The organism is bacterium, from assembly GCA_037128595.1.
In the GTDB taxonomy this organism is placed as follows: Bacteria; Verrucomicrobiota; Kiritimatiellia; order CAIKKV01; family CAITUY01; genus JAABPW01.
Map to the genome: position 1 here is coordinate 1 of JBAXWB010000026.1, position 25192 is coordinate 25192.

25 protein-coding genes and 1 other RNA gene are annotated in these 25192 nt (G+C 58.5%); 12 read left to right on the forward strand and 14 right to left on the reverse strand.

Annotated elements, in window-relative coordinates:
• Positions 1-251: 251 nt before the first annotated feature.
• The 3 genes from WCS52_14725 to WCS52_14735 all read right to left on the reverse strand — a co-directional run bounded on the left by WCS52_14725 (position 252) and on the right by WCS52_14735 (position 2243).
• Positions 252-953, reverse strand: a complete 702-nt coding sequence (locus WCS52_14725; protein ID MEI6168434.1) for a hypothetical protein — start codon at positions 951-953, stop codon at positions 252-254.
• A 179-nt stretch (positions 954-1132) separates the two neighbouring features.
• Positions 1133-1519: RNase P RNA component class A (rnpB, locus tag WCS52_14730), an RNA gene on the reverse strand.
• Between the two features lie 25 nt (positions 1520-1544).
• Positions 1545-2243: a C4-type zinc ribbon domain-containing protein gene (locus tag WCS52_14735; protein MEI6168435.1), complete on the reverse strand. Its 699-nt coding sequence runs from the start codon at positions 2241-2243 to the stop codon at positions 1545-1547.
• Between the two features lie 141 nt (positions 2244-2384).
• Between WCS52_14735 and WCS52_14740 the strand changes: the two genes are divergently transcribed.
• The gene (locus tag WCS52_14740) at positions 2385-3266 is read left to right on the forward strand and encodes an ARMT1-like domain-containing protein (GenBank protein MEI6168436.1); all 882 of its coding nucleotides are present in this window, start codon (positions 2385-2387) and stop codon (positions 3264-3266) included.
• Here the strand turns inward: WCS52_14740 and WCS52_14745 are convergent.
• The 10 genes from WCS52_14745 to WCS52_14790 all read right to left on the reverse strand — a co-directional run bounded on the left by WCS52_14745 (position 3220) and on the right by WCS52_14790 (position 12445).
• Entirely contained in the window at positions 3220-3912 is a 693-nt protein-coding gene (locus tag WCS52_14745) for a Type 1 glutamine amidotransferase-like domain-containing protein (GenBank protein MEI6168437.1), read from the reverse strand. The genes WCS52_14740 and WCS52_14745 overlap by 47 nt on opposite strands.
• A 16-nt stretch (positions 3913-3928) precedes the next feature.
• Positions 3929-5122, reverse strand: a complete 1194-nt coding sequence (locus WCS52_14750) for an aldo/keto reductase (GenBank protein MEI6168438.1) — start codon at positions 5120-5122, stop codon at positions 3929-3931.
• An 18-nt stretch (positions 5123-5140) separates the two neighbouring features.
• On the reverse strand, positions 5141-6709 hold the full coding sequence (locus WCS52_14755) for a sialate O-acetylesterase (GenBank protein ID MEI6168439.1): 1569 nt from the start codon (positions 6707-6709) through the stop codon (positions 5141-5143).
• A gap of 75 nt (positions 6710-6784) precedes the next feature.
• Entirely contained in the window at positions 6785-7723 is a 939-nt protein-coding gene (gene fmt, locus WCS52_14760) for a methionyl-tRNA formyltransferase (protein MEI6168440.1), read from the reverse strand.
• 7 nt (positions 7724-7730) lie between these two features.
• On the reverse strand, positions 7731-8333 hold the full coding sequence (locus WCS52_14765) for a FumA C-terminus/TtdB family hydratase beta subunit (GenBank protein MEI6168441.1): 603 nt from the start codon (positions 8331-8333) through the stop codon (positions 7731-7733).
• Positions 8324-9208 carry a fumarate hydratase gene (locus tag WCS52_14770; protein MEI6168442.1) on the reverse strand — a complete coding sequence of 295 codons (885 nt, stop codon included), beginning with the start codon at positions 9206-9208 and terminating at the stop codon, positions 8324-8326. The genes WCS52_14765 and WCS52_14770 overlap by 10 nt, the downstream gene beginning before the upstream one ends.
• 21 nt (positions 9209-9229) lie before the next feature.
• Positions 9230-10477 (reverse strand): coproporphyrinogen-III oxidase family protein, encoded by a 1248-nt coding sequence (locus tag WCS52_14775; protein ID MEI6168443.1) that lies wholly within the window; start codon positions 10475-10477, stop codon positions 9230-9232.
• Positions 10455-11297: a PHP domain-containing protein gene (locus WCS52_14780; GenBank protein ID MEI6168444.1), complete on the reverse strand. Its 843-nt coding sequence runs from the start codon at positions 11295-11297 to the stop codon at positions 10455-10457. Before WCS52_14780 ends, WCS52_14775 begins: the two co-directional genes overlap by 23 nt.
• 164 nt (positions 11298-11461) lie before the next feature.
• The gene (locus WCS52_14785) at positions 11462-11779 is read right to left on the reverse strand and encodes an AbrB/MazE/SpoVT family DNA-binding domain-containing protein (protein ID MEI6168445.1); all 318 of its coding nucleotides are present in this window, start codon (positions 11777-11779) and stop codon (positions 11462-11464) included.
• A gap of 84 nt (positions 11780-11863) precedes the next feature.
• Positions 11864-12445: an ORF6N domain-containing protein gene (locus WCS52_14790; protein MEI6168446.1), complete on the reverse strand. Its 582-nt coding sequence runs from the start codon at positions 12443-12445 to the stop codon at positions 11864-11866.
• 80 nt (positions 12446-12525) lie between these two features.
• Between WCS52_14790 and WCS52_14795 the strand changes: the two genes are divergently transcribed.
• Positions 12526-12963, forward strand: a complete 438-nt coding sequence (locus WCS52_14795) for a LacI family DNA-binding transcriptional regulator (protein MEI6168447.1) — start codon at positions 12526-12528, stop codon at positions 12961-12963.
• Here WCS52_14795 and WCS52_14800 read toward each other — a convergent pair.
• The gene (locus tag WCS52_14800) at positions 12921-13118 is read right to left on the reverse strand and encodes a hypothetical protein (GenBank protein MEI6168448.1); all 198 of its coding nucleotides are present in this window, start codon (positions 13116-13118) and stop codon (positions 12921-12923) included. The two genes, WCS52_14795 and WCS52_14800, sit on opposite strands and share 43 nt — an antisense overlap.
• Between WCS52_14800 and WCS52_14805 the strand changes: the two genes are divergently transcribed.
• The 10 genes from WCS52_14805 to mqnC all read left to right on the forward strand — a co-directional run bounded on the left by WCS52_14805 (position 13111) and on the right by mqnC (position 25162).
• Positions 13111-13293, forward strand: a complete 183-nt coding sequence (locus WCS52_14805; GenBank protein ID MEI6168449.1) for a hypothetical protein — start codon at positions 13111-13113, stop codon at positions 13291-13293. The two genes, WCS52_14800 and WCS52_14805, sit on opposite strands and share 8 nt — an antisense overlap.
• Before the next feature lie 277 nt (positions 13294-13570).
• Positions 13571-15226 carry a glycerol-3-phosphate dehydrogenase/oxidase gene (locus WCS52_14810; GenBank protein ID MEI6168450.1) on the forward strand — a complete coding sequence of 552 codons (1656 nt, stop codon included), beginning with the start codon at positions 13571-13573 and terminating at the stop codon, positions 15224-15226.
• 28 nt (positions 15227-15254) lie between these two features.
• Positions 15255-16046, forward strand: a complete 792-nt coding sequence (locus WCS52_14815; protein MEI6168451.1) for a 1,4-dihydroxy-6-naphthoate synthase — start codon at positions 15255-15257, stop codon at positions 16044-16046.
• Positions 16043-17599 (forward strand): UbiA-like polyprenyltransferase, encoded by a 1557-nt coding sequence (locus tag WCS52_14820; GenBank protein MEI6168452.1) that lies wholly within the window; start codon positions 16043-16045, stop codon positions 17597-17599. The genes WCS52_14815 and WCS52_14820 overlap by 4 nt, the downstream gene beginning before the upstream one ends.
• Before the next feature lie 42 nt (positions 17600-17641).
• Positions 17642-18202: a UbiX family flavin prenyltransferase gene (locus WCS52_14825; protein MEI6168453.1), complete on the forward strand. Its 561-nt coding sequence runs from the start codon at positions 17642-17644 to the stop codon at positions 18200-18202.
• Positions 18199-19983: a UbiD family decarboxylase gene (locus tag WCS52_14830; GenBank protein ID MEI6168454.1), complete on the forward strand. Its 1785-nt coding sequence runs from the start codon at positions 18199-18201 to the stop codon at positions 19981-19983. Before WCS52_14825 ends, WCS52_14830 begins: the two co-directional genes overlap by 4 nt.
• The gene (locus tag WCS52_14835) at positions 19980-21440 is read left to right on the forward strand and encodes a ubiquinone/menaquinone biosynthesis methyltransferase (protein ID MEI6168455.1); all 1461 of its coding nucleotides are present in this window, start codon (positions 19980-19982) and stop codon (positions 21438-21440) included. Before WCS52_14830 ends, WCS52_14835 begins: the two co-directional genes overlap by 4 nt.
• A gap of 20 nt (positions 21441-21460) precedes the next feature.
• The gene (locus WCS52_14840) at positions 21461-22276 is read left to right on the forward strand and encodes a four helix bundle suffix domain-containing protein (protein ID MEI6168456.1); all 816 of its coding nucleotides are present in this window, start codon (positions 21461-21463) and stop codon (positions 22274-22276) included.
• An 82-nt stretch (positions 22277-22358) separates the two neighbouring features.
• Positions 22359-22982 carry a heme-binding protein gene (locus WCS52_14845; protein MEI6168457.1) on the forward strand — a complete coding sequence of 208 codons (624 nt, stop codon included), beginning with the start codon at positions 22359-22361 and terminating at the stop codon, positions 22980-22982.
• Positions 22979-25162 carry a cyclic dehypoxanthinyl futalosine synthase gene (gene mqnC / locus WCS52_14850; GenBank protein MEI6168458.1) on the forward strand — a complete coding sequence of 728 codons (2184 nt, stop codon included), beginning with the start codon at positions 22979-22981 and terminating at the stop codon, positions 25160-25162. Before WCS52_14845 ends, mqnC begins: the two co-directional genes overlap by 4 nt.
• The last annotated feature ends 30 nt before the right edge of the window (positions 25163-25192 follow it).

Sequence of the window (25192 nt, forward strand, 5' to 3'; positions counted from 1 at the left end):
TTGATTTCCAATGACTTACAACTTCAATACCCGCCCAACTGGCGAACTCGGGTTAGTAAGCCCTGATTCCAAGCCCTTCATTTTCTGCCTTTTAACAGCCTATGACAGGTTATACACAACGTCGCATAATATATCTTATGTCTACTACAGAGGTGTAGGAAACCCTGAGATTCCTAGGAAATACTTGAATTGGGCTTTTTAGAGGCTTTGGCGAATGGCTGGACTTCCCTGCCGGTTACAGGGAGTTATCATCAGGGGCGCATCTGATAGACTTGCTTGGTGACTTGGCCGCCCCGCTCAACTTCCAGAACGACGGCATTCAGCTTGTCCTTGAGGAACTGATCGATGAACGATTCAGCCCGCCGTCGGTGCGTCATGGCGACCGAATTTACGGAGCGGACAATGTCGCCTTGCTGGAGTCCGACGGCGTCAAAAAAGTCTTTCTCGCCCTCCAGTCCGACCACATATCCGGTGATCTTATTCTGCTCATCCCTGACCGGTTTCATGGTGTCGAAAACAGCCACCATCCGGTCTGGCTCATCGAGTAATTCCTGGTAGTAATCCAGGAGTGGTTTCCGGCTGAACTGCCAGCGATTTTCCTGCACTTTGGCGCATCCGAATTTGTTGGTTCCTCCGGACATCGCCGAGAGCTGGTTGGTGACGACCGCCACATTTCCGGTCTGGGTCAGACCGCTGAACTCCATCCAGATATCCCGTGAGCCTGACGACGTCTCCAGGGTCACGTGATCATAAAAGATCTTTTTAATCGTCACATCATCCAGCCGGTCACCCTCGGCCACAATAAACTGATCACGCTTCTGGCTGTCATCCAAAATTGCCTTGGACAGAGGGGCACCCAGTCCCTCAATGGAAAAAGTTCCGGCCAGCCGGAAGCGATCAACCGACGAAACTCCGGGGGCAGATCGCGGGGAGACTTCCGGGCGAGACTGCAAGGCGTTCCAGAATTCTCCGGTGAGACTGCCGGGAGGAGCGAGGAGCGAGGGCTCCGAAGCCCGGGTTGAGGCGAGGGTGACATCGGGCGAGGCGCTTCCGGCACGGTATAAGAAAAGAGAAAGGCAGGCACCTGCAGCGACGGTCGTTCCGACCGTCCACTTAACAGCATTCTGATATCGAAAGGCAGAGGGCATAAGCCGGCTTTTGTTTCCCGCGAACGGGATCAGTCATTTATCTAAGCGATCAACCCGAAACCGCGTGCCGCTTTCGCGACAACACGAGGCGGGCTACCTCAGGTTCCCTATTTGATCTTGCTCCGAATGGGGTTTGCCATGCGACGCTCATTTCTTCGCGCCCGGTGGTCTCTTACACCACCTTTTCACCCTTACCGCAGCGGACCCTTTCAGGTCTTCTGTGGCGGTATAGTCTCTGTGGCACTTTCCGTGAACTCCCTTTAAGGAGAGCCCCCCGGGCTTATTAGGCACCGGCATTCCGCCCTATGGAGTCCGGACTTTCCTCCCCGATCCGCTTGCGCTAAAACCGGAGCGACCGAACGCCCCCTGCCTTTCGACATCACAACGTTCCCAGACTCAATACAACATTCGTCCGCAATACCCGCAGGCCACCACATCCAATTGTTTCTTGGCATCATGGCAGATATAAGGCGGCAGCTTCATGTGGCAACCCCCGCAGGTCCCATTGGCTTCCACGGCAACCAGCACCTTGGCCTTCTTGGACTTGAAAAAGCGGTCATACTGGGCCAGGCGGGCCTTATCCACATCCACCGCATAACCCGCCCGCAACTGTTTCACGCGGTCAAGTTCGCCCTGGACTTCACTCCCCCGCCCTTCAATGGCCGAAAATTCGCTGGTAATCCCCTTTTCCTCGAGCTTGAGGGCGTCCTCGCGCAATTTGACATCCGCATTGGCGGCTTCGACGGTTTCCATGATTTCGAGGATGCGGTCTTCACACTGGCGGATCAGTTTCTCCACGCCGGTGATCTCATTTTCCATGGCGCGGAATTCCTGGTTGTTTTTGAGCTGCATCTGCTGATCGCGGTATTTGCGGATCTTATCGCGGTAGGCTTCAATTTCCTGCTCACATTTCTTGATGCCGGCCTGACGGGTCTTCAAGACCTCCTTGGCCGCAACCACCGCCTGGCGATGCTCATCCAGAAGTGAATCAATGGCCTTCTTCCGCAATGGAATGTCCGCCAGTTCTTTTTCGAATTTCAAGATTCTCAGGTCATGATCTTGAATAATCAGCAACTTCTCGATAATAGGCGTCATATCACTCCGCAGTAAAAGGTTGTAAAAAACGCTCTTCACTATCGCATACGAAAGTAATCAAGTCAACGCCTACGGCGGCATTTTTGCCTTTAACCCGTCATCAATAACTGATACGCCTCATCAGGAAAGGACGACTATCATTTGAAAACACAACCCGAATGCCTGGCCTGTATGTTCCGGCAGGCCTTAAACACGGCCCGCGTGGCCACCAAAGACACACGAGCCCACACCGAGATTCTGCGCCGACTGGCTCGGGTGCTGCCCGCCATGAATATGAACCGTTCGCCGGCAACCCTTTCCAAACCGGTGTACGATATCGTGTTCGATGTCACCGGTGTCCGGGATCCTTATGCCCGTTCCAAAAAAGAAACCAACCAGGCGGCGATGGAGTTGTTGGCGACCCTCGAGGCCGCCATCCACCATTCCCCGGATCCCCTGAAGCAGGCCATTCATCTGGCCGTGGCGGGCAACATCATTGACCTGGGGATCGGTCATGCCTTCAATCTCAAGAAGGATGTCGCCCGGATCATGAAGCAAGCCTTTGCCATTGATGACTATCCTGAATTCAAACGGGAACTCCGGCGGGGGCGCACCCTGCTCTATCTTGCCGACAATTGCGGAGAGATCGTGTTCGACCGCGTGCTGGTGGAGCAACTCCTCGCCGCCGGGCTCAAGGTGACCGTGGTCGTCAAGTCCGGGCCCATCATCAATGACGCTACCCGGGAGGATGCCGCGTTCGCGGGAATCACCTCGCTCTGCCCGGTGATTGAAACAGGATCTGACGATATCGGTGTGGGCTGGGCCAATGTGTCCTCCTCGTTCCGGCGGCATGTCCGCAATGCCGACCTCATTCTAGGAAAGGGACACGGAAATTTCGAAACCTGTGTCGGCAAACCGGGTAATTACTATTTCCTGCTCAAAGCCAAATGCGACATTGTGGCGGCCGAGTTGGGGGTCAAGACGGGCGATACCGTCTTCAAGCATATGCGTCACAGGGCGTCACGCGCCCGTTCCGGAAAATAAACTGATGCGCCCTCCCCCCGATTTCCTCGATCCGGTGATCGGGGTGAATGCGCAGTCCCGCTGACGCGGGAATTCCGTAGCCAATTTCCCCGTCGATCTGCCGCAGGCTCAGGAGGGTTTTCAATTCCGTCCATCCCCCGGCCTCGTCGTGCATATCACAGATCAGGGGAACGATCCCCAAGCAGTCAAATGGTTCCACGGTGGAATCGTCATCCGGGTCGGGCCAGTGAAGCCACTGCTGACAAAGCAGAATGCTGCCCGCCGAAATCCCCGCCAGAACGGTGCCGGCCCGGAACTGGTCGCTGATCAATTCCACCACTCCGCGTTCGCGCAGGAGCCGCATACCCAACTCCACGTCACCGCCACTGAAAAAAATCAGATCCGCGGAGGCGAGCAATGACCGGGCCGCCGGCAGCTTGCAATGGGGCGAAGCCAAAGGCACCAGGTCCACCCGGCCTGCGCCGTTCTGCTCCAGGAGCGTTTTGAGGGCGTTAAAGAAATGAGGATCGTCACCGCTGGCCGTTCCGATATAAGCGACGGTCGGCTGCGGGCGGGCGGTCTCCCTGAGCATTTGATGAATCAGGGGATCATGTGATTGGCGCCGGTGGAACGCTCCTCCTGCAAGAAGATAGACCGGTTTGATCATGGGAGCGGGCTCCGCTTCAGTCCGACTGACTGAGACGTTTGACGGGCTGATCGTAAAGGGCGGTGTGGGCTGCAATCAGCAGGGCTGGAATCTGGCGGGCAAAGGGACTCGATTTCAGTGCCTCTGAAAAATCCTGTTCGCCGGCAAGGGCGGCATTTTGTCCTGGAAACCAATGTTCGGCCTGCCCCAGTAAGTTGTAACGCATCTTGGCGAAATCCACCATGTCCAGGCCCCGTGCGAAATTCCAGAGGCGCAGGATCTCATGCAGGTTGATCTTCCCCGGCACCTGCTCCCAGTTCGGCAATCCTTCGTGCCAGCGGGCCATCCAGTCCGCACCGCATACCCGGGCCAGTTCGGCGTCCAGCCTGGCGGCGATCGAGGCCGCCCGGGCAGGATCCCCCAACCCGGTGAGGGCCTGAACATGTTCATCGTAATCCGTTGGGCGAGCCGCCCCGATGCTCAAGGTGTGAACCTCCGGCCGGGCCAGGGTATACTGGGTATTAAAGGCCATGGGGGTCAGGGGTTGGCAGAGCTCCACCAGCTTCTGCGGGGGTGCGTAAAGTTTGCCGCCCTTATCGTTCGGGCTGATGATCAGGACGCCCATGTCCTGAGCCGCAGCGGCCTGCACGGCCGGCCAGGTGAAGGGATTGACGTAATACCAGTGCAGGTTGACGTAGTCGAACTCGCCGGTCCGGATCGCGCGCACGGTCACCTCGGGAGGTCCATGGGTTGCAAATCCTACGAAACCACAACGCCCCTCGCGCTGGAACCGGTGGGCCATCTCAAGGCATCCGCCCCGGCGCAGGACCATCTCAAGGATTTCCTGGTTGTTGATGCCATGAATGGCCAACAGGTCTACACGTTCCTGTCCCAGTCGTTTCAGGGAGAGCTCGAACTGGGCGGCAAAAACGGCAGGATCAGCATCCGGCCCGACCTTGGTCTGGAGGATAAACTGATCACGGGGCAGCGACTTGATGGCACGCCCGATCTGAACCTCGGAAGAACCATACCCGCGGGCGGTCTCGATGTGGCGAAGGCCAAGTTCAAAGGCCCGCTGGACGGTGGCCTCGACATTTCCCTGGCTTTCAGGAGAGATGTCGTCGGTATCCTGCCAGGAGTGCTGGAATCGCATGCCGCCGCACGTCAACACCGGCATGGCCAGTCCGGTGCGTCCAAATCGTCGGGTTGGAATAAGAGATGTATTAGTCATAACGTTGACTTCCCTACCTTACCAGGTGTCGGTGCGGAAAGGTGAAGCGGGCAAGCCTTCTTTATTGTACAGGTTACAACCTTCCGGATTCATGCTGAAAGCGTAGCGGACGGCGACTGGCGCGGGCACATTGGTGCTGGATACGAGCACCGTCGAGCCGTCAATCACCGCATCGGCCCAGAACCAGGCATTGCTTGCGCCTGAAACCGCGAACCGCTTCAGGACCCCATTTTGGGATTCAGTGGCAGGGCCATGTCCTGTTTTCTCCCCCACCATGAGCCCGGTTGCGGCATAATCAAAACTCACGCGGATTTTCGAACCCTCAATGGCCATCCCTTTATAGAGGGGGCCGCTGCAGATGAGACCTTTCTGACCGTAATCGTATTTGAGCGCCCAGAATGCCAGCCGGTCACCCACATCCTCTTTGTTCTTCGGGTGGATATCTTTTGCATCCCCGATATCAATGGCCAACGCCATGCCGGTGTGAGGGATCTCCAGGCTTTTAAATTGCGCCATGCGGACCTTCGCCCACCCCGAGCCGCCAGCCGGAATGGTGTCGGTGTCCTTAAAGTTGGCCAGTTGCACGAAATAGAAGGGGAAATCGCCTTGATTCCACGCTTTACGCCAGCTACTGACCAACGCGCGGGTCTTGACGGCATAAATATCATCGTCACTGCCGTTAGCTTCGCCCTGATACCAGAGTGCCCCTTTGATGCCGAAGGGGATCAGCGGCGTCACGCGTCCATTATAGATGCCGGACAGGCTGCCAATGGCAGGATGCGTCGGCATAGTGGGGGGAAAGGGAATACTCTCGCCTTTGGCCTGGGCTTGGCGCGCCTTCTCCACCCACTGACCGACGGGGTCAATCACCTTGGCGAGTTGATGTCTGAACATGTCCTGTTTCTGATCGAATTCCTGGGAGATCTTGGCCAGTTCCGGGAACGCCGCGGGCGCGTCGGAAGGCATCCATAATTCAATGGCCGTCCCGCCCCAGGCATTGTTGATCAGCCCGATCGGAATCCCGGTCTCCTTCTGAATCTTGCGTCCGAAGAAATAGCCGACCGCTGAGAACGCACCAACTGACTGTTTATCACAAAGCACCCAGGGCGCCGGCACATCATCAACGGCCTGCCCGGCTTGAGGGGATTTGACGCTCAACAACCGGATCATCGCGTTTGTGGCGGCCGGAATCACGTCCTGCGCGTTGTCGGCATTGCCCAGGCCGAATTCCATGTTTGACTGACCGGAGCAAAGCCACACGTCGCCCACCAGAATATCCCGGACCACGGTATTGGTCGTCTTGCCGGCAACGGTCAGTTCCTGGGATTTACACTCCGCCTTCAGCGGAGCGAGGCGCACTTGCCAGCGGCCAGTCTTATCCGCCGTAGCGGCCAGCGACTGTCCGGCGAATGTTACGGTGACGGCTTCACCCGGGTCCGCCCAGCCCCACACAGGCGTGGCGAGGTCGCGTTGCAGAACCATATGATCGGAGAACACCTTTGGCAGCCGTAATTCGGCGTTCGCCGAGCCCACCAGTCCTGCCAGCACGACTCCTATTGCCAACCCGTATCGTTTAAACGCGTTCATGTTTCTTCTCCTGATTCTGCTTGTGAAATAAAACGAGGCCTGAACCTACCATGCACGACACCGACTGTCTATCCCCTACCCGACCCGCATCCCGATTTCCAGGGAGTGCCCACAGAGGAAGGCGGCGCCGGACATGGGTTTGCGCCCTTCAGGCTGGACTTCAATCAGTCGGATAGCCCGGTCATTGCCGGCCTGAATGAGAGGCCCTTCGCCCCCGAGGGCAATCACCGTTCCAGGAATGCCGGAACCGGCCTCCACGCGGGCAGACAGAACCTTGATCGTTTTTCCGCCTTCCGCCGGCATGACACAGAAGGAACCCGGCCAGGGATTAAACCCCCGGACTCGGTTCTCAATTTTTTCTGCCAGGCTGGTCCAATCAATCCGGCCGTCAGTTTTCTTCAGTTTGGGTGCCATCGTGGCATCGGCCTCATTCTGGACCACGCGGGGTGCGCGTCCCTGCCGGATCAGTTCGAGGGTATCACTCAGCGCGTCAGCGCCCACCTTTGAAAGTTTATCATGATAACTTCCGCCGGTATCAGAGGCGTCAATGGCCAATTCGCGCTTCAGGATCATATCCCCGGCATCCATCCGCTCATTGAGAAACATCGTCGTCACGCCCGAAACGGAATCCCCATTCGCCACCGCCCACTGGATGGGCGCGGCCCCCCGGTATTTCGGCAACAATGAACCATGCACATTGATGATGCCCAAAGGAGCCATTTCAAGGATAGGCGTTTTGAGCAATTGACCGTAGGCCACGACCACAATCAGATCAGGGCTTAAGGCGTGCAGAGCGGCCAAACTCTCGGGGGTATTGACCTTTTCAGGCGACAGGACCGGGATTTGGCGTGTTCCGAGATAGGTTTTTACCGGACAGGCCGAGCGTTCCAGATTGCGGCCTTTGGGGCGATCCGGCTGGGTAACCACCGCCACGATTTCATCCTGCGGGTTTTGCAACAGGGTTTCCAGGCAAGGACAGGCAAAGCCTGCAGATCCCATAAAAAGTATTCGCATGGTCCCCTCAGGCTTCAAATCGATCGGCATCTACCAGTTTCCGCAACAGGGTGCGGGAGTTGGCCTGAACTTTTTTCAGCAGGCTTCGACCGCGGGAATCAATCGCCACAATCGCAGGAAAATCCTTGACCTCCAGAACCCACATGGCTTCTGCCGGTCCGAACTCTGAACCAAAATATACCTCTTTCACCGCGCTGACCCGGTCAGCCAACACCTGGGCGGCACCGCCAACGGCATGAAGGTAGACGCATCCCCCCGCCACGCAGGCTTGTTCCGTCACCTTGCCCATGGAGCCTTTCCCGATCACCACCCGCACGCCATGGTCCTTGATGATGCGCGGCAGATAGGGTTCCTCCCGAATGGAGGTGGTGGGCCCTGCGGCACGGACCACCCAGTTGTTATCCTTCCGGATCACGACCGGCCCGCAATGGTAGAGCGCCGCATCCTTGAGATCGACGGGGCTTTTCCCGCCCTCAAAAAGGTACTTGTGCATGCGGTCCCGCGCCGTATAGAGCGTTCCGCTCAGCAACACAAATTGGCCCGCCCGCAAGGGCGTGATTTGTTCTGCGGTGAAGGGGTATGAAAGTTTACGGGGCCCTGTCAGTGCCATTTTTTGAATCCTCCCCGCGCTGAAAGCAGCACTCCCCGCCGGCGAAACGCCCAGCACATATATGAAACGGTTACAAAAAAGGAAGCCGGTAGCCGGCTCAGCGATCCGATTTTGACGCCCAGCAAGGCTGTATTCCCGCCAAACCCCATGGGGCCAATCGCCAATTGCTTCGACTCTTTAAGGATACGATCCTCCAGGCGCGCCAGGACTTTGACGGGAGAGCGGTCATCGATTTTCCTCAGGAATTGGGCCTTCGAACACTCGTAGCCGGTGGCCCGATCGCCCCCGATACAGACGCCCAGAATGCCGGGCGCACAGCCATTCCCCTGGGCGGTCACAATGGCATCCAGAATGCAACGGCGAACCCCGTCAAGATCACGACCCGCGGTCAATTCCTCATTGGGCAGACTATATTGGCGTCCGACGTTCTCGCATCCCCCACCCTTCATGATGAGGCGGACATCCACGGTGGTGCGGGCGCATTGTTCAAAATAGAAGGTGGGCGCCCCGTGCGCCACATTGGTGGCGCAGGATTCGCCGGTCAGGGAATCAATCGTGTTCTGGCGGAGATAACCGAACCGGGTTGCCCGGGCGACCGCGATGCGGGTGGCGGCCACCAGGAAATTGGTGTCAAAGCCCAGGGGGACCTGGAAATGGAAGATCAGGCTGCCGGTGTCCTGGCAGAGGGGCGCATCGTTATCACGCGCCTTTTGAACGTTCTCGAGGATGGTGTCCAGGACCCAGCGAGCCCGGCTGTCCTTTTTCTCCGTTTTACAGGCACGGCGAAGGGATTGCTCTACATCAGCGGGCAGATCGACCGACGTACGGCGGATCAGCTCAAACAGACTCGCTTCCCATAAGGCGTGTTTCTTCATAAGGGGTCCAAGCTATCAGACTCACGGCATCAATTCAACCGCCACGTGATCGGCCAGCGTTCGCCCCCTGGACGTCAGTCGCCAGCGTCCCGCCACCTGTTCCACAAGCTGATCGCGCCCGAGTCGCTCCAAAGACCGGCACCAGACTGCCGCCTGATCTGTTTGCTCCATTCCGGACGTCAACAGGATCGCCTGCAGATCAATGCCTTCTGCCATCCTCAAGCCAAAGACGAGTCGCTCCACGGCATCCGTTACGGGCGCCAACGTTTCCCGTTCCTGCTGGTTCGTTCCTTCAATATAGGCATGCACATCGGAACCGTTCGTCCAGCGTTGATCCCCGACCCGTGAGGCAGCGGCGCAGCCGAGCCCGAGATAGTTGCCGCCCCGCCAACAGGAGAGATTATGCCGGCATTCGAAGCCGGGACGGGCATAATTGGAGATTTCGTACCGTCCCAAACCGGCCTCGCCCAGGATGGCCTCAGCTTCATCCAGCATCCGGAGTTGTTCATCATCATCCAGCAGCGCGAACGTTCCCGCCGCACAGTCCTGGTGAAGCCGTGTCCCCTCCTCGCGGGTGAGGGCATAGACCGAAATATGTTTCGGTGCCATGCGCAAGGCGGATTCAAGGGTTTCCCGCCAGGCCTTCTCACTCACTCCCGGAATGCAGGCGATCAGATCCAGCCCCCAATTAGAGAAGCCGACGGCATGAATGGACTCTACCGCCGCATACACATCGGCAACCGAATGGCGGCGTCCCAGTTGGTGAAGGACTGGATCTGAAAAGGCCTGTACGCCCAGACTGATCCGGTTAACCCCAAACGCTTTCATCATCTTTAGGGTGTCGCGGGTCAGCGACCCTGGATTGGCTTCACTCGTCCATTCCAGCCCCCTCGGGGGGGTGGTGGTTGCCGGGTTGTTAAGTTGCTGAGTTGTTGAGTGGGTAGATAAACAGGCCTTAGGGCTTTCGCTTAACAACTCAGCAACTTGCCAACTCAACACCTGTTCTCGCTCAGGGCGCAGGAGCGTCAGGAGGCGTTCCATCTGATCCGGCGGCAGCATACTGGGAGTTCCCCCACCCATGAAAATGGAGGTCAGGGACAAGGTACCATAACGCGCAAGAGCCTGATCCCGCTCCCGGGTGATGGCTGTAAGCCAGGCTTCCCCGAGTTCACGCGCATAGGGGACGGAATAGAATGCACAGTAGTGACATTTTCCATCGCAGAAGGGAACATGAACATAGAGGCCGTTAATTTTTGGGACAGCGTGCATAGAGCAGATCCACCAATTCATCAGGGATATCAAGGGCCCCAAACCCCAGGCCCAGGCGTATGTGCGGATTCATGGCGCCATGAAAGTCAGACCCCCCGGTGACCACCCAACCCAGGTCACGGGCCATATTGAGGCAAAAGCGATGCTGCTCATGGCTGTGCTCTGAATAATAGGCCTCAATCCCCTGTAAGCCTTTTGCGGCCAATTCCGCCAGGAACTCCCGGAGTCGCCGCCGCCCCATGTTGAGCGTATAGGGATGGGCCAGGATAGGGACTCCCCCTGCCCCCCGGATCAGTTCAATGCTTTCCTCTACAGTAAAGCGATCCCTTTCCACATAAGCCGGCTTTCCCTTGCCGAGATAATGATCAAACGCCTCATCCTTTTTCTTCACATACCCTTTTGTGATCATGGCTTGCGCAAAATGGGGACGGCCGACGACATCCTCCTTGGCCAGGCTGGCAACGTCCTCCCAGGCCAGTGGCATGCCCAGGGCGGCGAGCCGTTCGAGAATGAACTGATTGCGTTCCTCGCGGCCGCGTCGCAAACGCGCAAGCGCCTCGAGGAGCCGGGGGTTGTGAGGGTCCATAAAATAACCAAGCATGTGCAACGTGCCGCCCGAATGCTCGATACTGATCTCCACGCCGGGGATGCCGCGCAGTCCGTGTTGCTGGCAGGCCGCCATAAAGCGATCAATCCCCATCATGCCGTCATGATCGGTCAGCGCCATGGCTGTGATCCCTGACTTGGCCGCCAGTTCGACCAGCTCCTCGGGAGTCATACTGCCATCAGAAAATGTCGAGTGGACATGTAGATCAATCACGTCAATCTCCAGAGCCTACAATAGGAGGCAGGTTGTTTTGGACGGGAGGCTCACTTCAGTAACTGAAAAAACGGAAACTTCGATGCTTTCTTGTCGAAGGTTATACCCCCGCTGGAACCAGAAGACTTTGCCGCTAACGCAATCAACAGGTCAGAGAGATGCGATCATGATCGGGCACTCCTCATCCGTAACGCGATGGCCCGGTTCATTTCAGAAACGGTTTTGCCGGCCTGCCCGTGTTTGTGCAGCCTGCCAAAAACCTGAGCCACGGTTTTGGCCACCGGCTTCATCAAGGCTTCAGTTTCGCCATGCATGATGAACGCGATTCTGTCGCCGGAATGAAGGTGCATCGACTCTCTGACAGTTCTGGGGATGGTGATTTGCCCCCTGCTCGTTATTGTCGCGGTGACCACACGTCCATTCTCCTTACTAATTAAATATTCCTTACGATAAGGTAAGGAATATCCAGGGTCAACCCTCATCTAAAGCACAAAAAACGGATAAACGGCAAAATCATCATTGCGGCAGATATAAGCAGGTGACCCCGTCACCACCGAGGGCGGGGCCTACAAACCGAAACCGATCGGTTTCGCGGGCAGATCTGGCGGCGGTAGCAACAGTGGACGTATCTGGTCATACAGTTCCACGAGGGCGGTATCATGCACAACCAGTTGCTTCTCGATCTCGGCCAACCTGCGGGACAAAATCTCACTGCTGAGCAGATATTCCCGCATCTTCACAAAGGCACGGACCCCGAACACGCTCATCTCCATGGCCTTCTCACTCCGCAGGATATTTGCAGCCATAACGGCTCCATGCTCGGTAAAAAACCATGGCAATTTGCGCACTCCACCATGTCCTGATCTTGATATCGCATTTTGCGACATCAAGTGCTCACACTCAGAACTCACCAGTTGAAACGCAAAATCCTGAGGAAACCTCTTCTGATTACGTTTAACCGCCTCGTTAAATCGAGAAGTTGAAACCCCATACACCCTCGCCAACTCCGAATCCAAGATCACTTTCTGGCCACGTAAATTAATAATCTTAGGCTCATACAACGCTATGCGCGTAGCATTGCGGGCAGGTCGGCGGCCGATTAAGCGCAGCGCAAGGGGCGAATCGTTCGCCGGGACGGCGAACGCCACCTGAGGCCGTTGGGGACAGGCAGCTTGTTATTATTAACTTTTATTGAAACGGTTGCGCAACCGATTGTATATTGGTCCTTATGAGTTCGTCGATTACGATCAGGGAGGTGGCAACCATGGCGGGGGTATCGAAATCTACCGTCTCCCGGGTGCTCTCTGGAAAGGGAAAGGCGTGTCACATCGCCACGGCAACAGAGGTCAGGGTGCGGGCGGTGGCCAGTCAACTCGGCTACCAACCGAACCTGATCGCCCGTAACATGGCTTTGGGTTTGGGCGGGTCGCTGACTCGCAGCAACACTCCCATTATTCCCGTCATGGCATCCTCGGAAGCCGCGCCCGTCTCCGAGATCATGGTGACGCCGCCGCCCCAGCCTGAGCCGGTGATCCCGGCGGTGGCGGTGATAGAGCCGGTAGCGGGAGCCGAACCTGCCGGGGCGGCGGGGGGTGCTGAATCGGGGTCCGGAAACCCCTCACCTCAGTCCTCTCCCTCAAGGGGAGAGGAAGAGTCCGCCAGTTGATCGACCAGCAGGCCCATGATTTGCTGAGCAGCGGCGGCAGCGTCCTCACGGGTCACACCTGCCAACGCAACGCCCACGGAGACCGGTTTCGGGTTCTGCGGGACCGTCTTGCCCTCCAGGGCGTCGAGTGCCCGGTCTAACGAGCGAATGCTCATCTGGCTGAGGGCTGTTTGCAGCCCGGTTCGCGGGTCGGTCAGCAGCGTATCGGGCGTGAGTGTGGCGGCCTTCTCGTCAGGCAAGGCGGCGAGGCTCTGCAGAACGGTGGGGGCCAAGCTCAAAAAAACCGAAGCGCTTCGGTTTTTTCCGACGAACCTGGCGACCCGCATGTAATTCAGTGTGGCGGCCGACGTCCCCAATAGGCAGGGTCTTTTGTTTTGTCCGTTCTGGCACTGGTTTCGACAGAGCGAAACCCTCCATCACGGAGTGAAAAGATGAAAATATCATGTGTTTTCAAGATGGAGGGATGCGCACTGTCGCATCTGCGGAGCCAAAAAGCGCCAAAACAAAAGACCTTGGTACAATGGGGGCGGCTATTCAAGGTTGACATGCCCCTGAGTTCAAAGTAACTCATGCAAAGTCTTTTTTGGTATTTTTCAGGGAGTTACTAATGAATAGGGATATTGCAGGCCTTACGGGGCGTGAGTTTGATATTTTAATCATCGGGGGCGGCATCCATGGGGTTACCCTGGCTCGGGAGGCGGCCCTGGCGGGACGCTCGGTCGCCTTGATCGAAAAATCGGATTTCGGGTCCGCCACCTCCGCAAACAGCCTCAAGATCCTCCATGGCGGTATCCGCTACCTGCAACAGGCCAACCTGCCGCGTGTGCGGCAGTCGGTCATCGAGCGGCGCACTCTACTCCAACTGGCACCCCACCTCGTGAATCCCCTTCCCTGTGCCATGCCGACCTGGGGGTATGGGATGAAAAGCAAAGCGGCCCTATTCTGCGGCCTCTTGGCCTATGATTTCCTCAGCCGGGACCGGAACGAGGGACTGCCTCCTGAAAAAACCATTCCTGGTGGACGCGTGGGGTCCCGCGCTGAGTGGTTGGCCATTGCGCCGCAGCTGGATGATCCCCGCTACAACGGGTGCGCCCTCTGGCACGATGCCATAACCGGCAATACGGAACGACTCAGCCTGGCATTTGTTGCCTCAGCCGTTGATGCGGGCGCGACGGTCGCCAATTATGTCGAAGCCACGGGCTTTCTGAAGAGTGGTCGCGACGTGACCGGCGTCACCGCCATCGATCGGATCACCAACCAGCCCCTATCCATCCGGGCCAAGGTGACGGTGAACAATACCGGCCCCTGGGTCAAAGAAACCCTGGGCCTGCTTGACGAGAAGGTGACCGCTCCGGCCTACCGCTGCGCTGTCGCCATGAATGTGGTCTTGCGCAGACAATTGATCGCCAGCCATGCCGTCGGGTTGATGGCGTTCAAGGAAGGCTGGAAAAAGGGACGACTTTTCTTTTTCGTGCCCTGGCGGGATCGCACTATGGTGGGCACCTATTTGCGTCCCCATACCGGCAGTCCCAACCAACTCACCATTACGCCCGAGGACATTCAGTCATTCATTGATAACCTGAATCTGGCCTATCCCGCCGCTCTGCTTAAACCTGAGGATATTGCCTTCATCCAAGCGGGTGTGATGCCGGCCGAAGACAAGGAAGTGGCACCCGATGGCGAACCCAGCCTCCTGAATCATTTTCAGATTATGGATCATGAAGTCTCCGACAAGGTCAAGGGACTGATCTCCGTGCTCGGAGTGAAATGGACCACCGCCCGCGATGTGGCGCAACGCACCCTGGCCAGTTTGAATGCCAGGCTGGGGCAGCCCAATTGCCCGTCGAGCCCTGCCACCCGTCCTTTGCCGGGCGGTGACATCCCTGATGTCGCGGCATTGATCAACGAGGCCATACAGGCGGGACTTCCTGAAGTCACGGCCAGGCACCTGGTCGGCAACTACGGCACCGGCTACCGGGAAGTGGTGCGTGTAGGTTCCACCAATCCGCTCTGGTTACGTCCCCTTGGGGAAGGCACCTGCGTCACCGGCGCTGAAGTTATTTTTGCCCTGCGTGAAGAGATGGCTCACACCATGACCGATGTGGTGCTTCGCAGAACCGACCTGGGTTCAGCCGGCCGGCCATCTAAAGCCGCGCTGATGAACGTGGCGGTAATTATGGCCCGCGAGCTCGCCTGGGGAGCCCCGCGCCTCGACAAGGAGCTGGCCATTCTCAAGGCCCTCCCCTGCTGGCCGAAGGAGTGAAGGTGGATTCCTCGTTATGAACCTCAGTATGGGCTACTCTCCTTGTCCGAATGATACATCGATGTTTCATGACATCGCGACTGGACTATTGGAGCGCCATGGTTTCGCGGTGTCCACCCATCTTCATGATGTCGAGACCCTGAACCGTCTGGCGCTCAGCACTGCCTACGACATCACCAAAATTTCCTTTCACACTTACCTGCTGGTACAGGAGCACTATCAGCTCCTAAACGCCGGAGCTGCACTCGGGTTCGGGTGCGGGCCTTTGCTTGTGTCGCGTATCCCCATAGCGCCTGCCGATATCGCCCGCTACCGGATTGCCGTGCCCGGCGAATTGACCACCGCGCACCTGCTGTTGCGACTCTGGGCGCCTGAGGCCCGCCAAAAGATGTTCACTTCCTATGACCGCGTGATGGAACTACTGCGCGCCGGAGAGGTTGATTGCGGCATTCTCATCCATGAATCACGTTTCGTTTACCAGCAAGCCGGCCTCTTCTGTGTTCAGGATCTCGGGCAATGGTGGGAGCAGGAGACCGGGCAGCCCATTCCCCTGGGCTGTATCGTCGCCCGCAAGACCCTGGGCGATACCGTCATTACCGAATTCGAAGCCTTGCTGAGGAAATCGATCATCCACTCCCGCGCTCATCCCGAGGAGTCCGCCAGGTATGTCCGCGAGCATGCCCGGGAAATGGATGCCACGGTCATGAAAAAACATATCGACATGTTTGTTACTGACTTCTCCGTTGATCTCGGAGAAGCAGGGCACAAGGCAATTGCCGTGTTGGCATCCATGGCGCGCCAGGCGGGGGTGATTCCATGATTGCCATTCTTCTTGCCACGCTTAGTGAGGCGCAACCGCTGCTCGATCGGCTTCACGCCGAAAAGCGGCTCAGTGCGTCTGGAGACGAGCATCAGGAGCGCGATCTCCAGCATAACCTGTTGCGGTCCGCCACGGGGGGAGTGCCCCTCACGGCGGCTCTCCCGCAGACCTTTGAGACTTACAGTTTTGAAGCCAGAGGCCGTCGGCCGGGCGGGCTGGTGATTATCACCGGAATTGGGCCCCAACAGGCCGCCGCCGCAGCGGACTACGCCATTCAGGCCCGGGGTGCCCGTCACATTCTTAATGTCGGAATCTGTGGAGCCCTGACGCCTGCGGTTGAGCCCGGGCATATGTGTCACATCACCGAGATCATTCAGGGCGATGCCCTTCTGAAAAATCCAGCGCCCCCCTCCCTGCCACTCGCCACTGAGTCGCTCTGGAAATCCCTTCCGCCCGCCCGGCTGGCATCCGTCAGCGAACCGGTCTTCGGGGGAGAAGGCCGCACAATTCTGGCCGCCCATGCCGATATGGTCGATATGGAAGGGTACGACATTGTGCGGGTTTGCAAGCAACACGGCGTGCCCTTTCAGTTGCTGAAAGTCGTCAGCGACCGGGCGGATGACGCAGGCCACGAGGAGTTGCATCTCAACCTTACACGCGTCTCCACCATTCTGGCGGAGGAAGTGATCGCCGGACTGGAGTATCATCTGGCCCATCCTGGCGGAAACCTGATGTCACGGCTGTTTAACTTTGTCAAAATCGAGCACACCATTTTCAGCATCCCGCTGATACTGGCCGGTGCCTGGCTCGGCGCGGGACGGCAATGGCCGGGGCTTCGGCCACTGCTGCTGGTCATGCTGGCGGGAGTCGGCGCCAGGGCTTTAGGCATGGCAATGAACCGGATTCTGGACCGTCATATCGATCAGCTCAATCCCCGTACGGCAAGCCGTGAACTGCCGAGCGGAAAACTTTCTTCCGGTCACGCCTGGACGGTCGCGGCGACCGGCCTGATCGTCTACCTTGCCGCCTGCGCGGCACTGGGCCCCTTATGCCTGAAACTGTCCCCGATCCCGGCCCTGGTGTTGATTACATACTCAATGCTGAAGCGCTTCAGCAACCTCTGTCACTACGGGATCGGCGTCTGTCTGGCGTTAGGGCCACTGGGGGCCTACGTGGCCGTCACCGGGTCCACGGCCATCGATGGGGCGACGCTCATGCTGGCCCTGTTTACCTTCTGCTGGATCAGCGGGTTTGACATCATTTACGCCCTGCAGGACTTGAAGGCGGACCGGGAAACAGGCGTTCACAGTCTTCCCGCCGCGCTGGGCAGTACCGGCGCTCAATGGATGGCCGCGCTCACCCATCTGGTTGCGGCCGCCGCGGCCGTTCAACTCTGGGTATTGGTGGGGGCCGGCCTTGCCTCGGGGCTCGCGCTGGCTGTCACCGTCGGGACATTGACTCTCGCCTACTATCCAAAATTACCGCTTCATGTTAGATTCTTCCCGGTATCCGCCATTGCCGGGATTGCCGGCGCGATGATCGCCATGTTGTAAGAAGTGAGACGTAAGATGTGAAACGTCAAGCGCGGGATAACTATGAACCTATTACTGGCTGTGAGTGGAGCGACGGGGTCTTATGCGGCGGAGCTTCTGATCAAGAAGTCGCCGTGGCCGGTCGCATTAGTTGCCAGCGCTTGGGGCCGTAACGTTTATGAGCGCGAGTGCGGGGATTTCGCCAAACTGGCCGCCATGGCGGCCCGGGTCTTTGACGATGCCGATCTGGCGGCGCCCGGCTCATCGGGGTCGGTTCCTACCGCAGGGATGGTCATTCTCCCCTGCTCCACCAATACGCTGGCGAAGGTAGCGCACGGCATCGCCGATACCTTGATTTCCCGAGCCGCGCACTGTCACCTGAAGGAACAGCGCAAACTGGTGCTTTGTGTGCGCGAATCGCCCTGGACCCAGATCGATCTTCAGAATGCCGCCACGGTGTCAGGCGCCGGTGGCGTGATCATGCCCCTCTCCCCGCCATTTTATCAGCTGGCCGGCAAAGATCCCCGGCAGGTCACCATGGCTGAGCTGCTCGAGCTTTATGTGGATCGCGTCCTGGCCGTGTTGGGGCACCCGGCCCCCTCGAATTGGGAGAGCATCTCGTGAGCGCCCTTGATCTCCGCAGTTTCATCAACCAATTGGAGGCCAGTGGTCAACTCGCCCGGGTTACGACCGAGGTCGATCCTGATCAGGAAATTTCCATCATCCAGCACCGGCTTCTCGCCGAACAGGGGCCGGCCGTTTTATTTGAGCGCGTCAAAGGCTCCCCTTACCGCCTGGTGTCCAACCTCTACGGAACACCGGAACGGGTGGAGCTGGCGTTTGGACGCCATCCCGGCGCGATTGGCGAAGATCTGGTACGACTTGCCGAGCGCTTCATGCCTCCCACCCTGTCAGCAGTGTGGACAGAACGCCGCAAGCTCTGGAAGGTGGCGCAGGCCCGTATGCGAACGGTACGGCGCGGCCCCATCCTGGAGCAATGCTACAGCCCGGCCCGACTGGATCTATTGCCTTGTCTGACCTGCTGGCCGCTGGATGGCGGTCCTTTTTTCACCTTGCCACTGGTGCATACGGTTGACCCGCGCACCGGAGCCGGCAATCTCGGCATCTACCGCCTTCAGCGTTATGATGCCACCAGCACCGGCATGCATTGGCAAATCGAAAAAGGAGGCGGCTTCCATTTTCAAATGGCCGCTGACCGCGGGGAATCGCTGCCCATCAGCGTCATTCTGGGTGGTTCGCCGGCACTGACCATTGCCGCCATCACCCCGCTGCCCGAAGGCATCGATGAACGGTTGCTCGCGGCCTTGCTCATGGGCCACCCGCTCGATGTCATCAAGCGGGCCGGTACGGGGCACCGGATTCCGGCCAACGCCGAGTTCGTGCTTGAAGGCAGCGTGACGCCCGGGGATATGCGCCAGGAAGGTCCTTTTGGCGACCATCTGGGCCATTATTCCCACAGTGCCCCGTTTCCGGTATTCCGTGTGGATCGCATGCTGGCGCGCAAAGATGCCATCTATCCCGCCACCGTGGTGGGTAAGCCGCCTCAGGAAGATTACTACATTGGTGAGGCGCTCCAGGAAATGACTCTCCCACTCTTGAAGCTCATCCGCCCGGCCATTAGTGATCTGTGGGCCTATCCGGAAACCGGATTCCACCCCCTGGCGATTGCCGCTGTCAAGGAGCGGTATGGACAAGAAGCGCTCAAGCACGCCCTTGGCCTGATGGGCGAAGGTCAACTCTCCCTCACCAAAATCATGATGGTGGTTGATCACGACGTCAATGTCAGGGACTTCAGGCAGGTCAGCCACGCCCTGTGGCAAACGCTCGACGCCCACCAGGGGATCCATCTGCTGGCCCCCACCGCGCAAGATACTTTGGACTTTACCGGGCCGTCCATGAACACCGGCAGCAAATTGATCCTGTTGGGAACCCGGGGGAATCGCCCGCCCCTCCGGCTGCAGCCCCCACCGCCCCCGCCCGCTCCGGCTGCGGTTCACCCCCAAATTCTGGCGATGGTGGCCGTCGGCGAAGCCTTTCTGGTCGTTCAAGTCCCACCTGAAGCCGATAAGCCGGCGATTCGTGAGGCCCTGTCAACACACCCGGCCACCGGCCCCTATCTCTTCCATGTACTCGTTTCCCCCGATGTGCCCCTGAACGATTTGCGCATGATCCTGTGGGGTTGGTTTACACGATTCGATCCCCTGCTTGACCTCCATCCCGCGCGGCGTGAAATCGTCGGGAACCGGCTGGTGCTGCAGTTCCCCATCGCGATCGATGCGACCTGGAAACCCGGTTATCGCCAGCCAGTCGCCTTTGATCCGGATCACGAACGCCGGGTGAACGAGAACTGGGCCAGCTACAACTTGCCGGAGCGAACCCGATGACCAGTCCGGCCCGTGACGCACTCATCCCGCCAGAGGACAACCGCCGGATGTTCGACGGCATTGCCCGGCGTTATGATCTCCTGAATGCCTTGATGTCTTTGGGGCTGCACCGTATCTGGCGCCGGCGTGCCGTCAAAAGCCTTTGTGTGAAAGGCCCCCAAGAAGCTGTGCGTGACTTTCTGGATATCGGGTGCGGCACGGGTGATGTGGCCATTGCCGTGCTTCGCGAGTATCCGACCGCCCGTCTGACCGGCATTGACCTTTCCCGGCCCATGATTGAAATCGCCGAAAAGAAAACCCGCGCAGCCGGCCTGCAGAGCCGGGCAACCTATCAAACGGGAGATGCCACCGCGCTGGTGTTTGGCGACGCCGCCTTTCATGGCATTGTCAGCGCCTTCTGCCTGAGGAATATCGATGACCGCTCAAAAGCCTTTCAGGAAATGCGGCGAGTTCTTCGCCCTGGCGGTACCGTGGTCATCCTGGAACTCACCAAGCCCGTAGCGGCCTTGCCGCGTCTGGTTCATCATTTTCATACCCAACAGGTCATCCCGTTTTTGGGGGCCCTTCTGTCCCAAGGCAGCGCGTACCGCTACCTAGCCGACTCGATCGAGCATTTCCCGCCGCCTGACGCGATTGTGTCCGAGATGACCAACGCCGGATTTGTCCAGGCCCGTCATGCCCCCCTGACCGGCGGCTTTGTGACCCTCTTCACTGCGCGGGCGCCGGGGCACTATGTCTTTGCTGCGCCGGAATACGCCAACTCGGTGCCGCTGGCACAATTCATTCCCACCGTCAGTCCGGGTTCCCGGGTGGTTCTCAATACCCCGTCGCAACTATTGACTCCGCTCCTGAGCGGCGAGATCGATGCCGCCTTAATCCCGGTCGCCGCCTTGTTTGCCAATCCGACCCTGAGCGCGCTTGAAGGGACTGGGATTTGTGCCGGCCAAAAAGTGCGCAGTGTAGTGCTGCGGTGTAACCGGCCGCTTGACCAGGTCCGAACCGTGTGCCTTGATCCGGCGTCTCGGACTTCGAACGCTCTGGCGCAGATCCTGCTGAAGCGCCATTGGAAGCGCGATATCCAGATTGTAGTGAATTCGAATGAAGCCGACGCGGCGGTGGTAATTGGCGACCGGGCCCTCTGCGAAAGTTCCGGCCCGGGCGGAGATTACGATCTGGCAACCGCCTGGAATCAAATGACAGGCCTGCCCTTCGTGTTTGCGGTCTGGGCCGTACGCCGTGATCATCCTGATCCGGCAGCTTTGACCGGAGTGATCCAAAGGGCCAGTCAAGCGGGAATAGCCGCCATCCCCGAGATCGCGAGGCAACAGGCGGTCAAACTGGGATTAAGCGAAGCCACCTGTCTTGAATATTTCACTGAGTGCATTTACTACGAGCTTGGCCCCCGGGAGCGACAGGCCATGGAGCTGTTCAGGAATATGCTGGCGGAGATATGCTAATTTAGTCTATATATAGCTAAATGAGCAGCGAGAAAGAAAGTGATCCGGCAGGTCGGTCGGATCCGACGGATAGAGAAAGCAAGAATCGCCGCCTGCGCCCCAGTGGTGGTTACCGCGAGTTGCGCAGTTTTCAGGTGGCCACACTCATCTACGATGCCACGGCCTCTTTTTGCGACCGGTTTATTGACAAACGCTCACGAACGCATGACCAGATGGTGCAGGCCGCACGGAGCGGGCGGCAGAACATCGCGGAAGGCAGCCGTGCGGGCGCCACCAGTAGCAAGACGGAAACCCACCTGACCAACGTGGCGCGCAGCAGTTTGGACGAACTGCTGCTGGACTACGAAGATTACCTGCGGCAGAGAAAACTGCGACAGTGGCCAAAAGACGACCCTGCGGCCTTAGAAGTGCGCAGCCTTGGCAGAAAGTCAGATCGGCCGGATCTGACCGATCCGACGGATGTGGGCGATAAATCCCGTTGGGCTCTCTATGCCCACTGGCTTGAACACAAGGAGCCTGCTATTGTGGCGAATACCCTGATCTGCCTGATCCACCAGGCCAACTATCTGATGGACCAGCAACTTATCGCCTTGGAGAAAGCCTTTATCAAAGGTGGAGGCTATAGCGAGCAACTGGCGGTCGCCCGGCTCGCGGAGCGGGAGCGGGCTCGAAAAAATCCGACAGATCGGTCGGATCCGTCAGATCTGATAAAACACTGCCCCCTTTGCAACAAACTAATGACCCTGCGAATGGCCCGTCAGGGAAAAAATGCCGGGGCCGAGTTCTGGGGATGCACCGGGTACCCCGGATGCAAAGGGATCCGGCCAACGGACTAAAAGGTTGTAGGGGGATGGCTCAATCCGGCTTGTCAGCGCATCAGTTCATGAGTACGATGAGATGCAGGATAAGGAGCGAACTATGAACCCGTTTTTAAAACAAATCATGGCAGCGGTGATCGTGCTGCTGGGAGCGGTGGGCGCGATGGCAACTGAAGAAGCAAAATACACTTTAGTGGAAAAGTCCGGCGCGTTCGAAATCCGCGACTATGAGCGCCATCTTCTGGTCGAAACCATTGTGGATAGTTCCCTGGAAGACGCCGGGAATCTGGCTTTCAGGAAGCTGTTCCGCTACATCTCTGGAAATAATGTATCCAATAACAGCATTGCGATGACCGCCCCGGTCGCCCAGGAGGCCCGTGGCGGGAAAATTGCCATGACGGCGCCTGTGGGGCAGCAGGCGGCCCAAGGCGGTTGGGCCGTCAGCTTCATGATGCCGGCGAACTATACCTTGCAAACACTGCCCCTGCCGACCGACCCGACGCTGAGCGTACGGGAGGTTCCTGCCCGTCGCATGGCGGTCATCCGTTATAGCGGAACCTGGAGCCAGGAACGGTATCTGGAAAATAAGGAACAGTTGGACTCCTGGATCCTGAAAAAAGGGTTTACCGCCACAGGCGAACCTGTCTGGGCCCGCTACAATCCGCCGTTCACACTCTGGTTTCTCCGGAGGAATGAAGTTTTAATCCCTATCGCAATGAAATGACTTCACCCGCTCACATGACGATGAAGCGGCCCCGCCTATCCTCCGCCGATGCTTTGGATCTTCTGCGCCATGGCGATACGGCTGAACTCATGGGCCGTGCCAATCTGATGCGCCACCAGATGCATGGGCCGGTCACCTGCTTTACCCACAGCCTGAATCTCAACCCGACCAACGTCTGTGAAAACCGCTGTGAACTGTGCGCTTTTTGGCGCGAGCCCGATGCCGCCGACGCCTATGTCCTGACCTTGGACCAGGCCCGTGACCGGCTCCTCGCTGCCCGTGATATGGGCCTGACGGATCTGCACATTGTCGGTGGACTTCAGGAGGCGGTCGGGCTTGAGTATTATGAATCCTTGTTCCGGCTGGCCCGCGAAATCATGCCCTCGGTTCTTGTCCAGGGCCTGACCGCCGTGGAAATCCGTTCCTTGGCCAACCGATCCAAGTTGCCGGTCGCAACCGTTCTGCAGCGCCTGCAAGCGGCCGGTCTCGCCGCTATCCCCGGCGGTGGGGCGGAAATTTTCAATGCCTCCGTACGCGACCGGGTCTGCTCAAAAAAGATTTCCGCGGAGGACTGGCTATCGGTTCACCGCCAAGCCCACGGCCTCGGACTCCCCAGTAATGCCACCATGCTCTTCGGGCATCTGGAAGCCGCCGAAGACATTATCGATCACCTCACCCGGCTGCGGGACTTACAGGATGTCACGGGCGGGTTTAAAGCCTTTATCCCCCTGCCCTTTCAGCCCCAGGGCACCCGCCTCTCGGTTGCCCGCGGCCCCGGCGGCTACACGGTCGCTCGCGTGGTCGCGATTTCCCGGCTGTTTCTGGACAATGTGCCACACATCCGGATGCTGGTGAACTATGTTGATCGCAAGTTGCTTCAGGTATTGCTTGAGGGCGGGGTGGATGATGTCGGCGGAACCAGTCTGGACGAACGGATTGCCAAGGCCGCAGGCGCCCCCACCGGACAACGCTTCGGATCAACCGGTGAAATGGTGTCGTTCATCAGCCAACTCGGCCTCAGTCCCCGTCTGGTAAACAGCCGTTACGAAGCGGCGGATTGTGCCTCACCACCTGCGATGGCGATTCCGGCCGAGCCGCCGGCCCCCTCCCCACTGTTGACCACCGCGCTCAGGAAAGCCTGTAATAACGAGCGACTCTCGGCCCCGGAGGCGGTGGCGCTTCTGGCTGAAGCCGAGTTGGGCCAACTTGGTACGTTGGCTCATCGGCGTCGCTTGCAGGCGGTTCCCGGAAACCTGGGGACCTTTGTCATCGACCGTAATCTGTCCAGCACGAATGTCTGTGAGGCCGGGTGTAAATTTTGTGCCTTCCATGTCGCGCCCGGGGCCGCAGGGGGCTTCTGCCTCTCTGCCGACGACATCCTGAAGCAGGTGATTGAGTCGGTTGAGCGCGGGGCAACCCAGGTACTGATCCAAGGCGGTTTGAATCCCGACCTCAATCTGGAGTTTTACGAGCGTTTGTTCACCGCCATCAAGCAACACGTCCATGTTTGCATCCATTCGCTCTCCCCCGCCGAGATCACCTTTCTCGCCCGGAAAAGCGGGTTAACCCTGCGCGAGACAGTGGCGCGATTGCGGCGGGCGGGCCTTGATTCCCTACCGGGGGGCGGTGCAGAAATCCTAGTGGATGAAGTGCGTCAGCAGGTCAGTCCCCGTAAGATCACGACCGACGAATGGCTGACGGTCATGGAGATTGCACAGGAACTGGGGATGAAGACTACGGCCACCATGGTGTATGGGCTCGGGGAAACCCCTGCCCAACGGGTGGAACATCTGATTCGGCTGCGCACCCTGCAGGACAAAACAGGTGGCTTCACCGCTTTTATTCCATGGAGCTTCCAACCCAATAAAACCCAGCTGATCCAGCACCCGGCCACCGGACCGGACTACCTGCGCATGGTTGCGCTGGCCCGATTGGTGCTCGACAACATTACGCATGTGCAGGCCGGCTGGGTGACGGAAGGACCTGATCTGGCCCAACTGGCGCTCGTTTTCGGGGCCGATGACTTTGGCGGTGTGCTCATGGATGAACAGGTGGTCCGCGCCACCGGAACGGCCTACGCCGTCGCTCCGGATCTGGTCGTTGCCCTGATCGCCCAAACCGGCCTGATACCTGCCCAACGGGACACGCAGTACGGGATTCTTCGCCGATTTCCTGCTTGATTCCCTCAGCACTCTCTTTCATTGTTTACC

What these genes read in the sequence shown, in the direction of transcription:
- WCS52_14735 (MEI6168435.1), bottom strand. Translation starts at nt 2,243, where the DNA reads ATGACGCCTATTATCGAGAAGTTGCTGATTATTCAAGATCATGACCTG.
- WCS52_14745 (MEI6168437.1), bottom strand. Translation starts at nt 3,912, where the DNA reads ATGATCAAACCGGTCTATCTTCTTGCAGGAGGAGCGTTCCACCGGCGC.
- WCS52_14750 (MEI6168438.1), bottom strand. Translation starts at nt 5,122, where the DNA reads ATGACTAATACATCTCTTATTCCAACCCGACGATTTGGACGCACCGGA.
- WCS52_14755 (MEI6168439.1), bottom strand. Translation starts at nt 6,709, where the DNA reads ATGAACGCGTTTAAACGATACGGGTTGGCAATAGGAGTCGTGCTGGCA.
- fmt (MEI6168440.1), bottom strand. Translation starts at nt 7,723, where the DNA reads ATGCGAATACTTTTTATGGGATCTGCAGGCTTTGCCTGTCCTTGCCTG.
- WCS52_14765 (MEI6168441.1), bottom strand. Translation starts at nt 8,333, where the DNA reads ATGGCACTGACAGGGCCCCGTAAACTTTCATACCCCTTCACCGCAGAA.
- WCS52_14770 (MEI6168442.1), bottom strand. Translation starts at nt 9,208, where the DNA reads ATGAAGAAACACGCCTTATGGGAAGCGAGTCTGTTTGAGCTGATCCGC.
- WCS52_14775 (MEI6168443.1), bottom strand. Translation starts at nt 10,477, where the DNA reads ATGCACGCTGTCCCAAAAATTAACGGCCTCTATGTTCATGTTCCCTTC.
- WCS52_14785 (MEI6168445.1), bottom strand. Translation starts at nt 11,779, where the DNA reads ATGAGGGTTGACCCTGGATATTCCTTACCTTATCGTAAGGAATATTTA.
- WCS52_14795 (MEI6168447.1), top strand. Translation starts at nt 12,526, where the DNA reads ATGAGTTCGTCGATTACGATCAGGGAGGTGGCAACCATGGCGGGGGTA.
- WCS52_14805 (MEI6168449.1), top strand. Translation starts at nt 13,111, where the DNA reads ATGCTCATCTGGCTGAGGGCTGTTTGCAGCCCGGTTCGCGGGTCGGTC.
- WCS52_14800 (MEI6168448.1), bottom strand. Translation starts at nt 13,118, where the DNA reads ATGAGCATTCGCTCGTTAGACCGGGCACTCGACGCCCTGGAGGGCAAG.
- WCS52_14810 (MEI6168450.1), top strand. Translation starts at nt 13,571, where the DNA reads ATGAATAGGGATATTGCAGGCCTTACGGGGCGTGAGTTTGATATTTTA.
- WCS52_14815 (MEI6168451.1), top strand. Translation starts at nt 15,255, where the DNA reads ATGGGCTACTCTCCTTGTCCGAATGATACATCGATGTTTCATGACATC.
- WCS52_14820 (MEI6168452.1), top strand. Translation starts at nt 16,043, where the DNA reads ATGATTGCCATTCTTCTTGCCACGCTTAGTGAGGCGCAACCGCTGCTC.
- WCS52_14825 (MEI6168453.1), top strand. Translation starts at nt 17,642, where the DNA reads ATGAACCTATTACTGGCTGTGAGTGGAGCGACGGGGTCTTATGCGGCG.
- WCS52_14835 (MEI6168455.1), top strand. Translation starts at nt 19,980, where the DNA reads ATGACCAGTCCGGCCCGTGACGCACTCATCCCGCCAGAGGACAACCGC.
- WCS52_14840 (MEI6168456.1), top strand. Translation starts at nt 21,461, where the DNA reads ATGAGCAGCGAGAAAGAAAGTGATCCGGCAGGTCGGTCGGATCCGACG.
- WCS52_14845 (MEI6168457.1), top strand. Translation starts at nt 22,359, where the DNA reads ATGAACCCGTTTTTAAAACAAATCATGGCAGCGGTGATCGTGCTGCTG.
- mqnC (MEI6168458.1), top strand. Translation starts at nt 22,979, where the DNA reads ATGACTTCACCCGCTCACATGACGATGAAGCGGCCCCGCCTATCCTCC.